Origin of the sequence: Stenotrophomonas rhizophila, from assembly GCF_003651185.1 — a bacterium.
In the GTDB taxonomy this organism is placed as follows: Bacteria; Pseudomonadota; Gammaproteobacteria; order Xanthomonadales; family Xanthomonadaceae; genus Stenotrophomonas; species Stenotrophomonas maltophilia_Z.
Genome location: NZ_RCDC01000004.1, coordinates 508,724 through 522,092 on the forward strand (window position 1 = coordinate 508,724; position 13,369 = coordinate 522,092).

General features: G+C 67.2%; 14 protein-coding genes. 3 read left to right on the plus strand and 11 right to left on the minus strand.

Annotation, left to right across the window (positions count from 1 at the left end; translation table 11 throughout):
- Nucleotides 1-41: 41 nt before the first annotated feature.
- The 7 genes from BCL79_RS02145 to cyoA are packed head-to-tail and all read right to left on the minus strand — an operon-like array spanning nucleotide 42 to nucleotide 6,494.
- Entirely contained in the window at nucleotides 42-1,529 is a 1,488-nt protein-coding gene (locus BCL79_RS02145) for an MFS transporter (RefSeq protein WP_121036960.1), read from the minus strand.
- Nucleotides 1,526-2,107: an SCO family protein gene (locus tag BCL79_RS02150; RefSeq protein ID WP_121036961.1), complete on the minus strand. Its 582-nt coding sequence runs from the start codon at nucleotides 2,105-2,107 to the stop codon at nucleotides 1,526-1,528. Before BCL79_RS02150 ends, BCL79_RS02145 begins: the two co-directional genes overlap by 4 nt.
- Nucleotides 2,104-2,586, minus strand: coding sequence for a copper chaperone PCu(A)C (locus BCL79_RS02155; protein WP_121036962.1), 483 nt, complete (start codon nucleotides 2,584-2,586; stop codon nucleotides 2,104-2,106). Before BCL79_RS02155 ends, BCL79_RS02150 begins: the two co-directional genes overlap by 4 nt.
- Complete coding sequence (cyoD, locus tag BCL79_RS02160; protein ID WP_121036963.1) at nucleotides 2,583-2,906, minus strand: cytochrome o ubiquinol oxidase subunit IV; 324 nt, start codon at nucleotides 2,904-2,906, stop codon at nucleotides 2,583-2,585. The genes BCL79_RS02155 and cyoD overlap by 4 nt, the downstream gene beginning before the upstream one ends.
- Nucleotides 2,903-3,541, minus strand: a complete 639-nt coding sequence (cyoC, locus tag BCL79_RS02165) for a cytochrome o ubiquinol oxidase subunit III (protein WP_121036964.1) — start codon at nucleotides 3,539-3,541, stop codon at nucleotides 2,903-2,905. Before cyoC ends, cyoD begins: the two co-directional genes overlap by 4 nt.
- Nucleotides 3,538-5,517: a cytochrome o ubiquinol oxidase subunit I gene (gene cyoB / locus BCL79_RS02170; RefSeq protein ID WP_121036965.1), complete on the minus strand. Its 1,980-nt coding sequence runs from the start codon at nucleotides 5,515-5,517 to the stop codon at nucleotides 3,538-3,540. The genes cyoC and cyoB overlap by 4 nt, the downstream gene beginning before the upstream one ends.
- A 2-nt stretch (nucleotides 5,518-5,519) precedes the next feature.
- Nucleotides 5,520-6,494: a ubiquinol oxidase subunit II gene (gene cyoA / locus BCL79_RS02175; RefSeq protein WP_121036966.1), complete on the minus strand. Its 975-nt coding sequence runs from the start codon at nucleotides 6,492-6,494 to the stop codon at nucleotides 5,520-5,522.
- Nucleotides 6,495-6,684: 190 nt separating this feature from the next.
- Between cyoA and BCL79_RS02180 the strand changes: the two genes are divergently transcribed.
- Nucleotides 6,685-8,049, plus strand: a complete 1,365-nt coding sequence (locus tag BCL79_RS02180) for a PLP-dependent aminotransferase family protein (RefSeq protein ID WP_121036967.1) — start codon at nucleotides 6,685-6,687, stop codon at nucleotides 8,047-8,049.
- 19 nt (nucleotides 8,050-8,068) lie between these two features.
- Here BCL79_RS02180 and BCL79_RS02185 read toward each other — a convergent pair whose 3' ends face one another.
- Nucleotides 8,069-8,338: a hypothetical protein gene (locus BCL79_RS02185; protein ID WP_121036968.1), complete on the minus strand. Its 270-nt coding sequence runs from the start codon at nucleotides 8,336-8,338 to the stop codon at nucleotides 8,069-8,071.
- Nucleotides 8,339-8,511: 173 nt separating this feature from the next.
- Here BCL79_RS02185 and BCL79_RS02190 point away from each other — a divergent pair, with 173 nt between their 5' ends.
- Both BCL79_RS02190 and BCL79_RS02195 read left to right on the plus strand, forming a co-directional pair.
- Nucleotides 8,512-9,111, plus strand: coding sequence for a TetR/AcrR family transcriptional regulator (locus BCL79_RS02190; protein ID WP_121036969.1), 600 nt, complete (start codon nucleotides 8,512-8,514; stop codon nucleotides 9,109-9,111).
- Between the two features lie 95 nt (nucleotides 9,112-9,206).
- Nucleotides 9,207-9,899 (plus strand): type 1 glutamine amidotransferase domain-containing protein, encoded by a 693-nt coding sequence (locus BCL79_RS02195; protein WP_121036970.1) that lies wholly within the window; start codon nucleotides 9,207-9,209, stop codon nucleotides 9,897-9,899.
- Between the two features lie 114 nt (nucleotides 9,900-10,013).
- Here BCL79_RS02195 and BCL79_RS02200 read toward each other — a convergent pair whose 3' ends face one another.
- From BCL79_RS02200 to BCL79_RS02210, 3 genes are all read right to left on the minus strand, one after another.
- Nucleotides 10,014-10,208, minus strand: coding sequence for a heavy-metal-associated domain-containing protein (locus BCL79_RS02200; protein ID WP_070473916.1), 195 nt, complete (start codon nucleotides 10,206-10,208; stop codon nucleotides 10,014-10,016).
- A gap of 114 nt (nucleotides 10,209-10,322) precedes the next feature.
- Nucleotides 10,323-10,823 carry a Cu(I)-responsive transcriptional regulator gene (gene cueR, locus BCL79_RS02205; RefSeq protein WP_121036971.1) on the minus strand — a complete coding sequence of 167 codons (501 nt, stop codon included), beginning with the start codon at nucleotides 10,821-10,823 and terminating at the stop codon, nucleotides 10,323-10,325.
- Nucleotides 10,820-13,360: a heavy metal translocating P-type ATPase gene (locus BCL79_RS02210; protein WP_121036972.1), complete on the minus strand. Its 2,541-nt coding sequence runs from the start codon at nucleotides 13,358-13,360 to the stop codon at nucleotides 10,820-10,822. Before BCL79_RS02210 ends, cueR begins: the two co-directional genes overlap by 4 nt.
- Between the last annotated feature and the right edge of the window lie 9 nt (nucleotides 13,361-13,369).

Consider the following 13,369-nt stretch of genomic DNA (forward strand, 5'->3'; position numbering starts at 1 on the left):
GGCCGGATCCACGCCCTGCGCGGACGCCAGCTTCGGACTGTCTAGCGCCTGGCCATCAGCGTGCTGGTCAGCAGCATCGCTACCAGCGCCATCGCCGCTGCGGTCACGAATGCATACGCGGCACCATCGGCATACGCCTGGCGCGCCAGCAGTGTCAGGGTGTCGTGTGCCGCCCCGGACACGGACAGCTCGCCGACCACCACGCGCTCGATCAGCGCCGGCGACCCTGTCTGCCCTGCCTCGCTCAGCGCCCCGCGGGCGGCGTCGCGTACGTGGCTGGACAACACCGCGCCCAGCGTGGCGAACCCGATCAGGATGCCGGAGAAGCGCGCGGTGGTGCTGATGCCGGAGGCCATGCCGGCGCGGTCCGGCGGGATCACGCTCATGATGGCCTTCTGTGTTTCGCCGTTGAGCAGGCCACCGCCACTGCCGAGCACGGCCATCGCCAACAGCAGACCGGAATCGCTGTGTTGCCACAGCGCCAACGCGATGCCCAGGTTGCCGATCACGGCAACGCCCAGGCCCAGCGCCAGGATCCGACCGGGCGCCCACCGCGTCCCCAGCCGGCGCCCCGCGAACGGGAGCAGCAGCATCGCCAGCGCGAACGGCAGCATGTGCATGCCGGCCTGCAGCACGCTGTCACCGCGGGCGTTCTGCAGCAACAACGGCAGCAACGAGGCCATCACCTGCACGCAGGCGGCGTAGGCGAACATCGCCAGCACCGCGCCCACCAGTGCAGGCGCACGGAACAGGCGCAGATCCAGCATGGGCTGGGCACGGCGCTGCTCGACCACGATGAAGCCCGCGCCCAACGCGGTGCCGGCCAGCAGCCACGGCAGCACCGCGGCACTGCCCCAGCCCTCCACGGGGCCACGGATCAGCGCCCAGGTCCAGGACAGCATGCTGCCGGCGAACAGCAGCACGCCCGGCACATCGATGCGGCGGCTGACCGGATCGCGCGACTCGGGCACGAAGGCCCAGCTCAGGCTCGCCAGCAGCAGGCACAGCGGAAGATTGATATGGAAGGCCCAGCGCCAGCCAAACCAGGTGGCGATAGCGCCGCCGATCAGTGGTGCGAGCACCATGGTCAGGCCCATGATCGCGCCCCAGATCGCCCACGCGCGCGCGCGTGATGTCGGGGTCTGGTGCGCATGGCCGATCAGCGACAGCGCTGGCGCCAGCATGAAGGCTGCGGCCGCCCCCTGCCCGGCCCGTGCCAGGTACAAGGCCATGGCGGTGCCGGCGATACCGCACGCGACCGAGGTCAGCGCGAACAGGCTCAGGCCGATCAGGAACAGGCGTCGACGCCCGATCCGGTCGGCCAGGGTGCCGGCGGGCAGCAGCAGCGAGGCGAAGCACAGCACATAGGCACTGACCACCCATTCGATGTCTGCGAACGAGGCCGACAGATCGCGGGCGATGGTCGGCAGGACCACGCCGACCACGTTGGTATCGAGCACGGTGAGCGCACAGCCAGCCGAGCCGAGCAGCAGGACGAAGTCCGCGCGGTCCGCGCCGGCCCGGCTCATGGCCGCGCGATCCCTCCCGCCACCGCCAGCCGCACGCGCAGCTTCTCGACGATGTCCCGTTCGTTCATTGCATAGCCGTAGACATCCTGCAGCTGCCCGTCAGCGCCGAGCAGGAACCACGAGGCGGTGTGCTCGAAGGTGGCCATGTCGCCCTCACCCACGCGCCGGTAGCTCACGCCCAGGCTTTCGGCAATGGCGCGGGTACCGGGTTCGTCAGCGGCGAGGCCCAGGAACGTGGTATCGAAGGCCGCCAGATACTCGCGCAGGTGCGCAGGCGTATCGCGCTGCGGATCGACGGTGACGAAGGCCACCTGCAGCTGCGCTGCCGCCGGGCCCAGCAGCTGCTTGATCTGAACCGCCTTGACCAGGCTCAGCGGGCACACTTCGGGGCAATGGGTGAAGCCGAAGAACAGCAGGGTCGGCTTGCCCTGCAGATCGCGAATGGCGAGCGTGCGCCCGTCGCTGCTCTCAAACTTGACCGCCCCCAGTGCCGCCTGGCCCATCACCGGCGCCTGGCCGTCGGCGCAGCCGCCCAGCAGCGCCAGCGTGAGCAGGCCCGCCGCTGCCCAGCGCGTCACTTCACCGCCCCGTGCGACACCAGGCCATCGCGCACACTGAACTCCACCACCTGCGCCGCGCTGCGGGCAAACTGCAGCGTCACCCGCACCGTCTGGCCGGCCGACACCGGCCGCTTCGGCTTCAGCAGCATCAGGTGGTAGCCACCGGGCTGCAGCGCGACGGTCTGGCCCTCCGGCAAGGCCAGGCCATCGGGCAGCGCTTCCATGCGCATCACTTCCCCGTCCATGCGCATGGCATGGATCTGCACCTCGGCAAACGCCGGGGACGCGGCCGACAGCAGCCGGTCCTCGCCGCCGCCGTTATGCAGCTGCACATACCCGGCCGCCACGTGCGCCGCCGGCGGTGGCAGGCGCACCCACGCATCGCTGACCGACACCGTTGCCGCGGTGTGGGCCTGCGCGGCCGCAGCCACCACCGGCATCACGGAACACGTCAACAGCAGCCCGGCAGCCAGGACACCCGAGCGTGACCAGCTCATGGCGCGGCCGACATCTGCATCGGCATCATGTTGAGGTTGGCGTTGTGCATCACCCACAGCGAACCGGCCACCACGATGGCGATCAGGAACGCGGTGCACAGGAAGATGCCGGTGTTCTCGCGCTGGCTGCGCCCTGCCCCGATATGCAGGAACAGCACCAACTGGGCGACCAGCTGCACCACGCACAGCACCACGATGGCGGTCAGCCGCAGCGGCTGCGGCACCAGATCGGTCATGACCACGCCGAACGAGGCGCCGGTGAGCACCAGGCACAGCAGCAGGCCGAGGATGTAGCCCTTCAGAGTGGCGTGGCCGCTCATACAAACTCCCTCAGGTAGACGAAGGTGAACACACAGATCCAGATCAGATCCAGGAAGTGCCAGAACTGGCTCAGGCAGGCCAGGCGGCGCCGCACGATGCCGTCCAGGCCGAACGTCAGCACCTGGTGGATCATGATCGCGAGCCACAGCAGGCCGAAGGTGACGTGCAGGCCGTGGGTGGCCACCAGCGTGAAGTACGCCGAGAGGTAGGCACTCACATCCGGGGTGGCGCCTTCATGGATCAGCTCGGCGAACTCATACAGCTCCATGCCGATGAAGACCGCACCGAGCACGCCGGTCACGGCCAGCCAGCCCACCACCTGGTTGCGTTTGCCGGCCTGCATGCCGAGCATCGCCAGGCCGAAGGTGAAGCTGCTCAGCAGCAGCACCACCGTTTCGGAGAGCACGAAGCCGAGCTTGAACAGTTCCTTGCCGCTGGGGCCATCGGCCGTTCCGTTGAGCAGCACGCCGAAGGTGGCGAACAGCACCGCGAAGATCAGGCAGTCGCCCATCAGGTACATCCAGAACCCGACGACGGTCTTGTTGCCGTCGTCGTGGTGCTCGTGGGCGTGGTCGTGATGACCGGCCGCGAGCTGCCCGTGCTGCGTGGCAGCGGTCAGGGTATCGCCGCTCATGCCTTGGCTCCTTCCATCTGCGCGAAGTGCGCCTCTTCGATGCGCTTCACCTCGGCGGCGGGCACGTAATAGTCCACATCACGGTCATACGAGCGCAGCACGAAGGTCGCGATCACACCGATCAGGCCGATGCCGGCCAGCGCCCACATGTGCCAGACCAGGGCGAAGCACAGCACCAGGCTGAACACCGAGATCACCACACCCGACGCGGTATTGCGCGGCATGTGGATGTCCTCGTAGGTGTCCTGGCGTTGCCAGGCCCGGCCGTGCTGCTTGTCGTCCCAATGCTGCTCCAGCGAGGTGATCGCCGGCAGCGTGGCGAAGTTGTAGAACGGCGGTGGCGAGGACGTGGCCCACTCCAGGCTGCGCGCGTTCCACGGGTCGCCGGTGAGGTCCATGTTGGCCTTGCGGTCACGCACGCTGACATAGAACTGGATGAACATCGCGGCGATACCGGCGGCGATCACCAGCGCACCGATGGCGGCCACGATCAGCCACGGCTGGTAACCCTCCACCCCGTAGTGGTTCATGCGGCGGGTCATGCCCTTGAAGCCCAGCACGTACAGCGGCATGAAGGCCAGATAGAAGCCGACCAGCCAGCACCAGAACGAAATCTTGCCCCAGCGCTCGTTGAGGGTGAAACCAAACGCCTTCGGGAACCAGAAGCTGATGCCGGCCAGGCAGCCGAACACCACGCCGCCGATGATCACGTTATGGAAGTGCGCGATCAGGAACAGGCTGTTGTGCAGCACGAAATCCGCACCCGGGATCGCCAGCATCACGCCGGTCATGCCACCCAGCGCGAAGGTGACCATGAAGCCGATGGTCCACATCGTCGAGGAGTGGTAACGGATCCTGCCGCGGTACATGGTGAACAGCCAGTTGAACAGCTTCACCCCGGTGGGGATCGAGATGATGGAGGTCATGATGCCGAAGAAGGCATTGACGTTCGCACCCGAGCCCATGGTGAAGAAGTGGTGCAGCCACACGAAGAACGACAGGATGCCGATCGACGAGGTGGCATAGACCATCGAGCGGTAGCCGAACAGCGGCTTGCCCGAGAACGTGGCGATGATCTCCGAGAACGCGCCGAAGCACGGCAGGATCAGCACGTAGACTTCCGGGTGGCCCCAGATCCAGATCAGGTTGACGTACATCATGGCGTTGCCGCCGGCGTCATTGGTGAAGAAATGCATCCCGAAATAGCGATCCATGGTCAGCAGCGCCAGGGTCGCGGTCAGCACCGGGAAGATCGCCACGATCAGGATGTTGGTGATCAATGCGGTCCAGGTGAACACCGGCATCTTCATCAGGTCCATGCCCGGCGCACGCATCTTGAGGATGGTGACGATGAAGTTCAGGCCGGTCAGCGTGGTGCCGATGCCGGAGACCTGCAATGACCAGATGTAGTAGTCCACGCCCACCGTGGGGCTGTACTCGATGCCGGACAGCGGCGGATACGCCACCCAGCCGGTCGCGGCGAAATCGCCGACGAACATCGACAGCATCACCAGCACCGCGCCCACCGCCGACAGCCAGAAGCTGAGCGAGTTGACGAATGGGAATGCCACGTCGCGCGCGCCGATCTGCAGCGGCACCACGATGTTCATCAGGCCCACGATGAGCGGCGTGGCCACGAAGAAGATCATGATCACGCCGTGCGCGGTGAAGATCTGGTCGTAGTGTTCCGGCGGCAGGTAGCCGGCGCTGTCATTGGCGGCGATGGCCTGCTGGGCACGCATCATCAGCGCATCGGCGAAGCCGCGCACCAGCATGACCAGGGCCAGGATGATGTACATCACGCCGATTTTCTTATGGTCCACCGAGGTGATCCACTCGGTCCAGAGGTAGCCCCACTTCTTGTAATACGTGATGGCCGCGACGATCGCCACACCCAGCAGCAGCGAGCCCACCAGCGCCGACATGATGATCGGGTCGTGGTAGGGAATCGCTTCGAGGTTCAACTTTCCAAGCACAATCAGTTCTCCGCGGTACGGCTGGCAGACGCGGCCAGGCTTACGAGTTGGGATGTCGCGCCGGGTTCTTCGCCGGGCAGGCAGATTTCGTCGTCGGGCATGCCGCCATAGCGGCGCAGGATGCTGTCGAACAGGCCGGTATCCACGCTGGCGAAGCGCTGCATCGGCGCGCCGTGGGTCGGCTTCTCCAGCTCGGCCAGGCGGGCCTGGTTCAGATGGACGGCGGTGCCGCGCGACTGCGCCAGCCACTGGTCGAAGTCCGCCGCCGTCACCACCCGCGCATCGAACTTCATGTCCGAGAAACCCGAGCCGCTGTAGGCCGATGACATCCCGGCATAGGTGCCCGGCGTGTGCCCGATCAGGTGCAGGCGGGTCTGCATCGCCGGCATGGTGTAGACCATGCTGCCCAGCTGCGGCACGAAGAAGGCATTCATCATCGACTCGGAGGTCAGCTTGAAGGCGACCGGCGTATCGACCGGCATCACGAGCTCATTGACCGTGGCCACGTTGTGGTCCGGATAGATGAACAACCACTTCCAGTTGAGCGAGACCACTTCCACGCGCAGCGCGGGCGTGTCCGATTCGATCGGGCGGTAGGGATCCAGCGCGTGGGTGCTCTTCCAGATCAATACACCCAGAACGACCACGATCAGGCACGGAATCGTCCACACCACCACTTCGATCGCGGTGGAGTGCGACCAGTTGGGTGCGTAGGTGGCCTTCTTGTTCGACTCGCGGTAGTGCCACGCGAAGTACAGCGTGAGGATGATCACCGGGATCACCACCAGCAGCATCAGGCCGGTGCAGACCAGGATCAGCTGCATTTCCTGCTCGGCGATGCTGCCCATGGGATTGAACAGCTCCAGGTTCTTGCAGCCTGTGAGCAGCGGCAGCAGCGCTGCCAGGCCGAACCAGCGTCCGGCGCGGGCTCGACCGGCCAGCGTGGCGCGGCGAGCGGAGTGTGTAGCGGGGTTCATGCGTGACGGCCCTTCCAACGCAGTGCCGGGCCGGGCGGCCCGGATCATGAAAAGTGGCGAACACCCCCCTGCATGACCGATATGCATGGGGGGTGCCCGCCGCAGCCGCGTACGTTAGGCAACGACATGATCCATACATGATGCGACACACTGTCGCAGCCGCTCGCCCTGGCGCGCGTACCATGCGCGCATGGAATGGAGCCCCCTCATCGCCGATGGCCACGGGCCGGTGTACCTGCGCATCGTGCAGGCGCTGGAACGTGCGGTGTGGTCCGGTGCGTTACGTCCCGGCCAGCGCCTGCCTGCACAGCGTGCGCTGGCCACCGAGCTGAAGGTGGACCTCACCACCATCACCCGTGCTTTCACCGAGGCACGCAAGCGCGGGCTGATCGATGCGCGTGGCCCGCTGGGGTCGTTCGTCGCGCCGCCGCAGGTGGAACTTGCCCAGCTGGTGGACCTGAGCATGAACCTGCCGCCCAGCCCCGGCGGCGGCCAGGTCGCGGACATGCTGCAGCGTGGCCTGTCATCGGTGCTGACCCGCAGCGACGTCGGCAACCTGATGACCTATCACGTGGGCGGCGGAAGCCGGGCGGATCATCGGGCTGCACAACAGTGGCTCAAGCCGATCCTCGGCAAGCTGGATGCCGACACCTTGATCGTCACGGAAGGCGCGCAGGCTGCGCTTTCCGCCCTGTTGCTGGCGCTGACCGACGCCGGTGACACGATTCTGTGCGAGGCGCTGGTCTATCCCGGGCTGCTGCATGCCGCGCGGGTGCTGCAGCGGCACCTTCAGGTGGTCGAGTGCGACGAGCACGGGATGCGCCCGGATGCGCTGGCCCGTACCGCGAAAGAACGGGGTGCGCGCGTGGTCTATCTCAACCCGACCGCGCAGAACCCCACCGCCCACACGATGCCGCAGGCACGCCGCGAAGCGTTGGCGGAGGTGATCCGCGCGCAGCACCTGCAGCTGATCGAAGACGACCCCTACTGGCTGCTGCTGGAGGACGCCCCTGCCCCGCTCGCGCTGCTGGCGCCACGGCACGCCTGCTACATCTCCACGCTCTCCAAGTGCCTCAGTCCAGGCCTGCACACCGGCTTCGTGCGCCTTCCCGAAGGCATGGACCGGCAGCCGATGCTGGATGCGCTGCGCGCGGTGAACCTGATGGCACCGCCACTGATGAACGCCCTGGTGACGCAGCTGATCCTGGACGGCTCCGCCCAGGCCATGCTGACACTGGTGCAGGACGAAGCGGCCGAACGACGCTATCTGGCGCGGTCGGCGTTGTCGCCGCGGTTCCTGCAGCATTGCGCGGGCGTGCACGCCTGGTGCCGTCTTCCCGCGCACTGGACCGATGCCAGCCTCACCCACGCCGCGCGCCTGCAGGGGCTGGGCATCGCACCGTCATCGGCGTTCACGCCCGAAGGGGTGGCGATCAACGATGCGGTGCGGATCTCATTGGGTGCCGCCGCCAACCGGCAGGAACTGCACCGGGCGCTGCGCCAGCTGGATCAGCTGATGCATGTGGCGGCGGAAAGGCCCGGCTGGACGGTGTGACGCCAGCCTTTCGGCCCGCTCAGCCGGAAACGGCTTTGGCCTGCTTCCAGACGGCTTCAAACTGGCTGGCGGTGATGGCGTCATCCGAATCCAGATCCAGCCAGGACAGCGGCTGATCGGACAGCGGGAAGCGCTCATCGGCCTGCCCGGTTTTGTCGGCCCAGACCAGCACACTGCGGTAGCTCTCCACCTGCCGGACGATCACATCGCCCTGCGCCTCGAGGTAGATCGTGCCGTTGCCGATCTCGGATTCTGCGGGGTGTTTGTAATGCTTGCGGGGCGTGCTCATGGCGGGGCGCTATCTGGCAATGAAAATGGGGCCGGGGAATATACCCTGATCCGGCCGTTCCGAGTCTGCGATCGCCGCCCGCGAACGAGGGAGTGCCGGCCGCTGGCCGGCTTCCCGTAGACCACGCAAGCAGGCACTAGACGACCGGTCTAATCACGCGTACAGTGGCGTCCATGAACTCGCCCACCACCGCCTCCCCTGTCCGTGACACGATCTTGGCCACCGGCCAGCGGATCATGGGCGCCAAAGGTTTCTCCGCCGTCGGCCTCAACGAGGTCCTTTCCGCGGCAGGGGTTCCCAAGGGCTCGTTCTACCACTACTTCGCCTCGAAGGAAGCCTTCGGCGAGGCATTGCTGGAGGACTACTTCAGCGCCTATCTCGCCGATATGGACCGCATCTTCCGCCAGCCGGGCCAGACCAAGGCCGAGCAACTGGCGGTGTACTTCCGCGCCTGGCAGGACAGCCAGTCCTTCGAGGACTGCCAGGGCAAGTGCCTGGCCGTCAAGCTCGGTGCCGAAGTGGCGGACCTTTCCGAACCCATGCGGGCCGCACTCCAACGGGGGACCACGGGGATCACCGATCAGCTGGCGCGTGCGATTGCAGCGGGTCTGGCCGACGGATCGGTGGCGACCCGGGAGCCACCCGAGGCGGTCGCCCGAAGCCTGTATCAGCTGTGGCTGGGGACCAGCATCATGGTCAAGATCGCCCGCACCACCAGCCCGTTCGACGACGCCGTGGCGTTGACCGCCCGCCTTCTGCATACCGCCCCCTGACAAAAGCCTGTCTCACGCACGCCGGCATCGGCGTGTTTCTCTCGGCCCCATCACTAGACGACCAGTCTAATCAAGCACCCACAGGAGCATCATCCATGAAAGTCCTCATCGTTCTGACCTCGCACGACGAACTCGGCGCCACCGGCAAGAAGACCGGCTTCTGGCTGGAAGAGCTGGCCGCGCCCTACTACACCTTCAAGGATGCGGGCGCCGAGATCGTGCTGGCCTCGCCCAAGGGTGGGCGGCCGCCGCTGGATCCCAAAAGCAACGAACCGGACTTCAAGACCGACGCCACCCGCCGTTTCGAAGCAGACGCGGATGCCAACGCGCAGCTGGCCAACACCGTGCGGCTGGACAGCGTTTCGCAGGCCGAGTTCGATACCGTGTTCTATCCCGGCGGCCACGGCCCGCTGTGGGACCTCGCCGAAGACACCCACTCCATCGCGCTGATCGAAGCCTTCATCGCCGCCGGCAAGCCGGTCGCGCTGGTCTGCCATGCGCCGGGCGTGCTGCGTCACGTCACGACTGCCGAGGGTGCCCCGCTGGTGCAGGGCAAGAAGGTCACGGGCTTCACCAACACCGAAGAAGATGCCGTCGGCCTGACCGAGGTGGTGCCGTTCCTGGTCGAGGACATGCTCAAGGCGGCGGGCGGCCACTATTCCAAGGGACCGGACTGGGGCTCGTATGTGGTCAGCGATGGCTTGCTGATCACCGGCCAGAATCCGGCCTCGTCGGCCGAAGCGGCTGAGGTGCTGGTGAAGCGACTCGCGTCCGCCACCAAGGCCTGAGCCGCCGCGACGGCATCGGATTTCACGGTGCCCCACGCCGCCAGGGACGGCAGCAGCGGCAGAAGATGTTTCATGCACATGCGTTGTCCTCCGGGATGGCGTGGGACCGCCAACTCATGGCGTGGCAGGGAATCCAGCATCGGCCAGCGCGGCCAGGAAGGCGGCCCGCTCGCGGTCGCTCTCCACGCGTACTTCGCGCGCGGGCGGATCGGTCTCGATGCGTGCGTGTGGATCAACGCCCTGCAGGGCCTTGGTGACGGAGCGGGCGCAGCCGCCGCAGGTCATGGTGGGAAGGGTGAAACGATGCATCGGGCGACCTCGCCGTGGTGGGTGTCAGCCCACTGTCGGGGATGACAACGTGGCAAGGTCAAGGCCTTAACGCGTCCGCGCCCTTTGTGCAGGGCATGAACGCCACCGGGTCGATCAGGACTGTGGCGTGCGGGCCGCGCGCCCGCGCGAGGACACCGGCGTATCCGCACCGAACAACGGGGTTTTGCGAGGCTTGCCGGCTGATGCGGTCTCCGCCGGCGCGGAAACGGGCTGGGCCAGGCCGGCGATGATCGGGCAATCCGGCCGGTCATTGCCGTGGCAGTGCGCGGCCAGATGCTCCAGCGTCTGCACCATCGCCTGCAGCTCAGCGATCTTCGCCTTCAGCCCACCCACGTGCGACAGCGCCACCGCCTTGACGTCGGCACTGGCACGCTCGCGGTCCTGCCACAGCACCAGCAGTTCGCCGATCTGTTCGACTGAAAAACCGAGATCGCGCGCGCGGCGGATGAAGCGCAGGCTGTGTGCGTCCTGCGGGCTGTAGTGCCGGTAGCCCGCCTCCGAGCGCGCCGGCGGCGGGATCAGGCCGATCTGCTCGTAATAGCGGATCATCTTTGCCGACACGCCCGAAAACGTCGCGGCTTCACCGATATTCATCGTCCGGTCCTCATCTCACTTTCCACCATGCCGGTGCCCAGCGTATCGGCCTGCATCGGTGCATGGAAGCGCTTGAGCCGCAGCGCATTGCCGAGCACGAATACACTGGACAATGCCATCGCCGCCGCAGCGAAGATCGGCGAGAGCAGCGTGCCGTTTAACGGGTACAGCAGGCCAGCGGCCACCGGGATCAGCACCGCGTTGTAGGCGAAGGCCCAGAACAGGTTCTGCTTGATGTTGCGGATCGTCGCCTGGCTCAGGGCGATCGCGTTGGGCACGCCGCGCAGGTCGCCGGACATCAGCACCACGTCGGCCGCCTCGATCGCCACATCGGTGCCGGTACCGATGGCCAGGCCGACATCGGCCTCGGCCAGCGCCGGTGCGTCATTGATCCCGTCACCGACGAAGGCCACCTTGGCGCCACCCGCACGGAAACGCTTGAGCGCGGCGACCTTGCCATCGGGCAGCACCTCGGCGGCCACTTCATCGATGCCCAGCTGGCGCGCGATGGCCGCCGCCGTGGCCGCGTTGTCACCGGTGATCATCGCCACCTTCAGGCCCAGCGCGTGCAGGGCCTGGATCGCCGCGGGGGTGCTTTCCTTGATCGGGTCGGCCACGGCGATCACCGCCGCCAGACGCCCATCGATGGTGGCATACAGCGGGCTCCTGCCCTGCTCGCCGAGCCGCTGCGCGGTGGGCCGGAAGGCGGTCACATCCAGACCCAGCCGGGTCATGTAGCGGTCCGCGCCGACGGCCACGGTGCGGCCACCGACCTGCGCGGACACACCGAAGCCGGGCACCGCCTCGAAGCGCTCGAGGGGCGCCAGTGCCAGCCCACGCGTTTTGGCGGCAGCCACGATGGCCTCGGCGATGGGATGCTCCGAGCGGGTTTCCACCGCAGCGACCAGCGCCAGCACCTCATCGGCCTGGAAACCATCGGCCGGCTCCAGGTCGGTCAGTTCGGGACGGCCCTTGGTCAGCGTGCCGGTCTTGTCCAGCGCGATCACGCTCACATCGCGCAGTGCCTGCAGCGCCTCGCCCTTGCGGAACAGCACGCCCAGCTCCGCCGCGCGGCCGGTGCCGACCATGATCGAGGTCGGCGTGGCCAGGCCCATCGCACAAGGGCAGGCAATGATCAGCACCGCCACCGCATTGACCAGCGCAAAGGTCAGCGCCGGTGCCGGACCGAACACCAGCCACACCAGGAAGGTCAGCGCGGCTGCAGCCATCACCGCCGGCACGAACCACATGGTGACCCGGTCGACCAGCGCCTGGATCGGCAGCTTGGAGCCCTGTGCCTGCTCGACCAGACGGATGATCTGGGCCAGCACGGTATCCCCGCCCACCTTGGTGACACGGAAGCTGAAGGCACCGGTGGTGTTGAGGGTGCCCCCGACCACCTCGGCGCCCACGGCCTTGGCCACCGGTACCGGCTCGCCGGTGATCATGCTCTCATCCACATAGGACGCCCCCTCCACCACCGCGCCGTCCACCGGCACCTTCTCGCCCGGGCGGACCAGTACGACATCGCCGAGCGTGACCTCGTCCAGCGGCACCTCGACGTTCTCACCGCCACGTTGCACGCGTGCAGTCCGCGCCTGCAGCCCGACCAGGCGCTTGATCGCCTGCGAGGTACGGCCCTTGGCCCGCGCCTCGAGCGTTCGCCCGAGCAGGATCAGGGTCACGATGACGACCGCCGCTTCAAAGTAGACGTTGGCGGTACCCGGCGGCAGCACGCCCGGGGCGAAGGTGGCGACCACCGAGTAGCCATAGGCCGCCGCGGTGCCGAGCGAGACCAGCGAGTTCATGTCCGGGGCGCCGCGCAGCAGTGCCGGCACGCCCTTGCGGAAGAAGCGCAGGCCCGGCCCGAACAGCACCAGCGTGGCCAGCGCGAACTGCAGGTACCAGCTGGTCTGCAGGCCAACGGTATGCATCACCCAGTGGTGCATGGCCGGGACAAGGTGCGAGCCCATTTCCAGAATGAACACCGGCAAGGTCAGCAGCGCCGCCAGCAGCAGGGAGCGGCGCAGCGCGCGGGCTTCGCCTTCGCGGCGTTCCTCCTCCTGGTCACCGGCCTTGGCCGTGCTCACGCTGACCGGGCGCGCGGTGTAGCCGGCGTTCTCCACGGCGGCCTGAAGATCGGCGACGGACACCGTGCCGGCCAGATGGCGAACCTGCGCCCGCTCCGTGGCCAGGTTGACGCTGGCGGCGATCACGCCCGGCAGCTGCGCAAGACTCTTTTCCACGCGACCGACGCAGGACGCACACGTCATCCCCTCGATGCTCAGCTCGGTGGTCTCTTCGCGGACGTTGTAGCCCGCGCTTTCGATGGCGCGCACCGCAGCCTGCGGGTCGGGCGCCCCGATGAAGCTGAGATCGGCCCGCTCGGTGGCAAGGTTGACCGAGGCGCTCTGCACGCCGGGGACGGCGGTCAGCGCGCGCTCCACCCGGCCCACGCAGGAGGCGCAGGTCATGCCCTCGATGGGCAGGCTCAGGCGGCTGAGCGGCGCGCCGGACCGGGAAGCAACGGAAGACATGGGGCAGTC

Coding starts and splice junctions, on each gene's coding strand:
- cyoA (WP_121036966.1), bottom strand. CDS start 6,494: ATGAACCCCGCTACACACTCCGCTCGCCGCGCCACGCTGGCCGGTCGA.
- cyoD (WP_121036963.1), bottom strand. CDS start 2,906: ATGAGCGGCCACGCCACTCTGAAGGGCTACATCCTCGGCCTGCTGCTG.
- BCL79_RS02190 (WP_121036969.1), top strand. CDS start 8,512: ATGAACTCGCCCACCACCGCCTCCCCTGTCCGTGACACGATCTTGGCC.
- BCL79_RS02195 (WP_121036970.1), top strand. CDS start 9,207: ATGAAAGTCCTCATCGTTCTGACCTCGCACGACGAACTCGGCGCCACC.
- cueR (WP_121036971.1), bottom strand. CDS start 10,823: ATGAATATCGGTGAAGCCGCGACGTTTTCGGGCGTGTCGGCAAAGATG.
- cyoC (WP_121036964.1), bottom strand. CDS start 3,541: ATGAGCGGCGATACCCTGACCGCTGCCACGCAGCACGGGCAGCTCGCG.
- BCL79_RS02155 (WP_121036962.1), bottom strand. CDS start 2,586: ATGAGCTGGTCACGCTCGGGTGTCCTGGCTGCCGGGCTGCTGTTGACG.
- BCL79_RS02185 (WP_121036968.1), bottom strand. CDS start 8,338: ATGAGCACGCCCCGCAAGCATTACAAACACCCCGCAGAATCCGAGATC.
- BCL79_RS02145 (WP_121036960.1), bottom strand. CDS start 1,529: ATGAGCCGGGCCGGCGCGGACCGCGCGGACTTCGTCCTGCTGCTCGGC.
- BCL79_RS02180 (WP_121036967.1), top strand. CDS start 6,685: ATGGAATGGAGCCCCCTCATCGCCGATGGCCACGGGCCGGTGTACCTG.
- BCL79_RS02210 (WP_121036972.1), bottom strand. CDS start 13,360: ATGTCTTCCGTTGCTTCCCGGTCCGGCGCGCCGCTCAGCCGCCTGAGC.
- BCL79_RS02200 (WP_070473916.1), bottom strand. CDS start 10,208: ATGCATCGTTTCACCCTTCCCACCATGACCTGCGGCGGCTGCGCCCGC.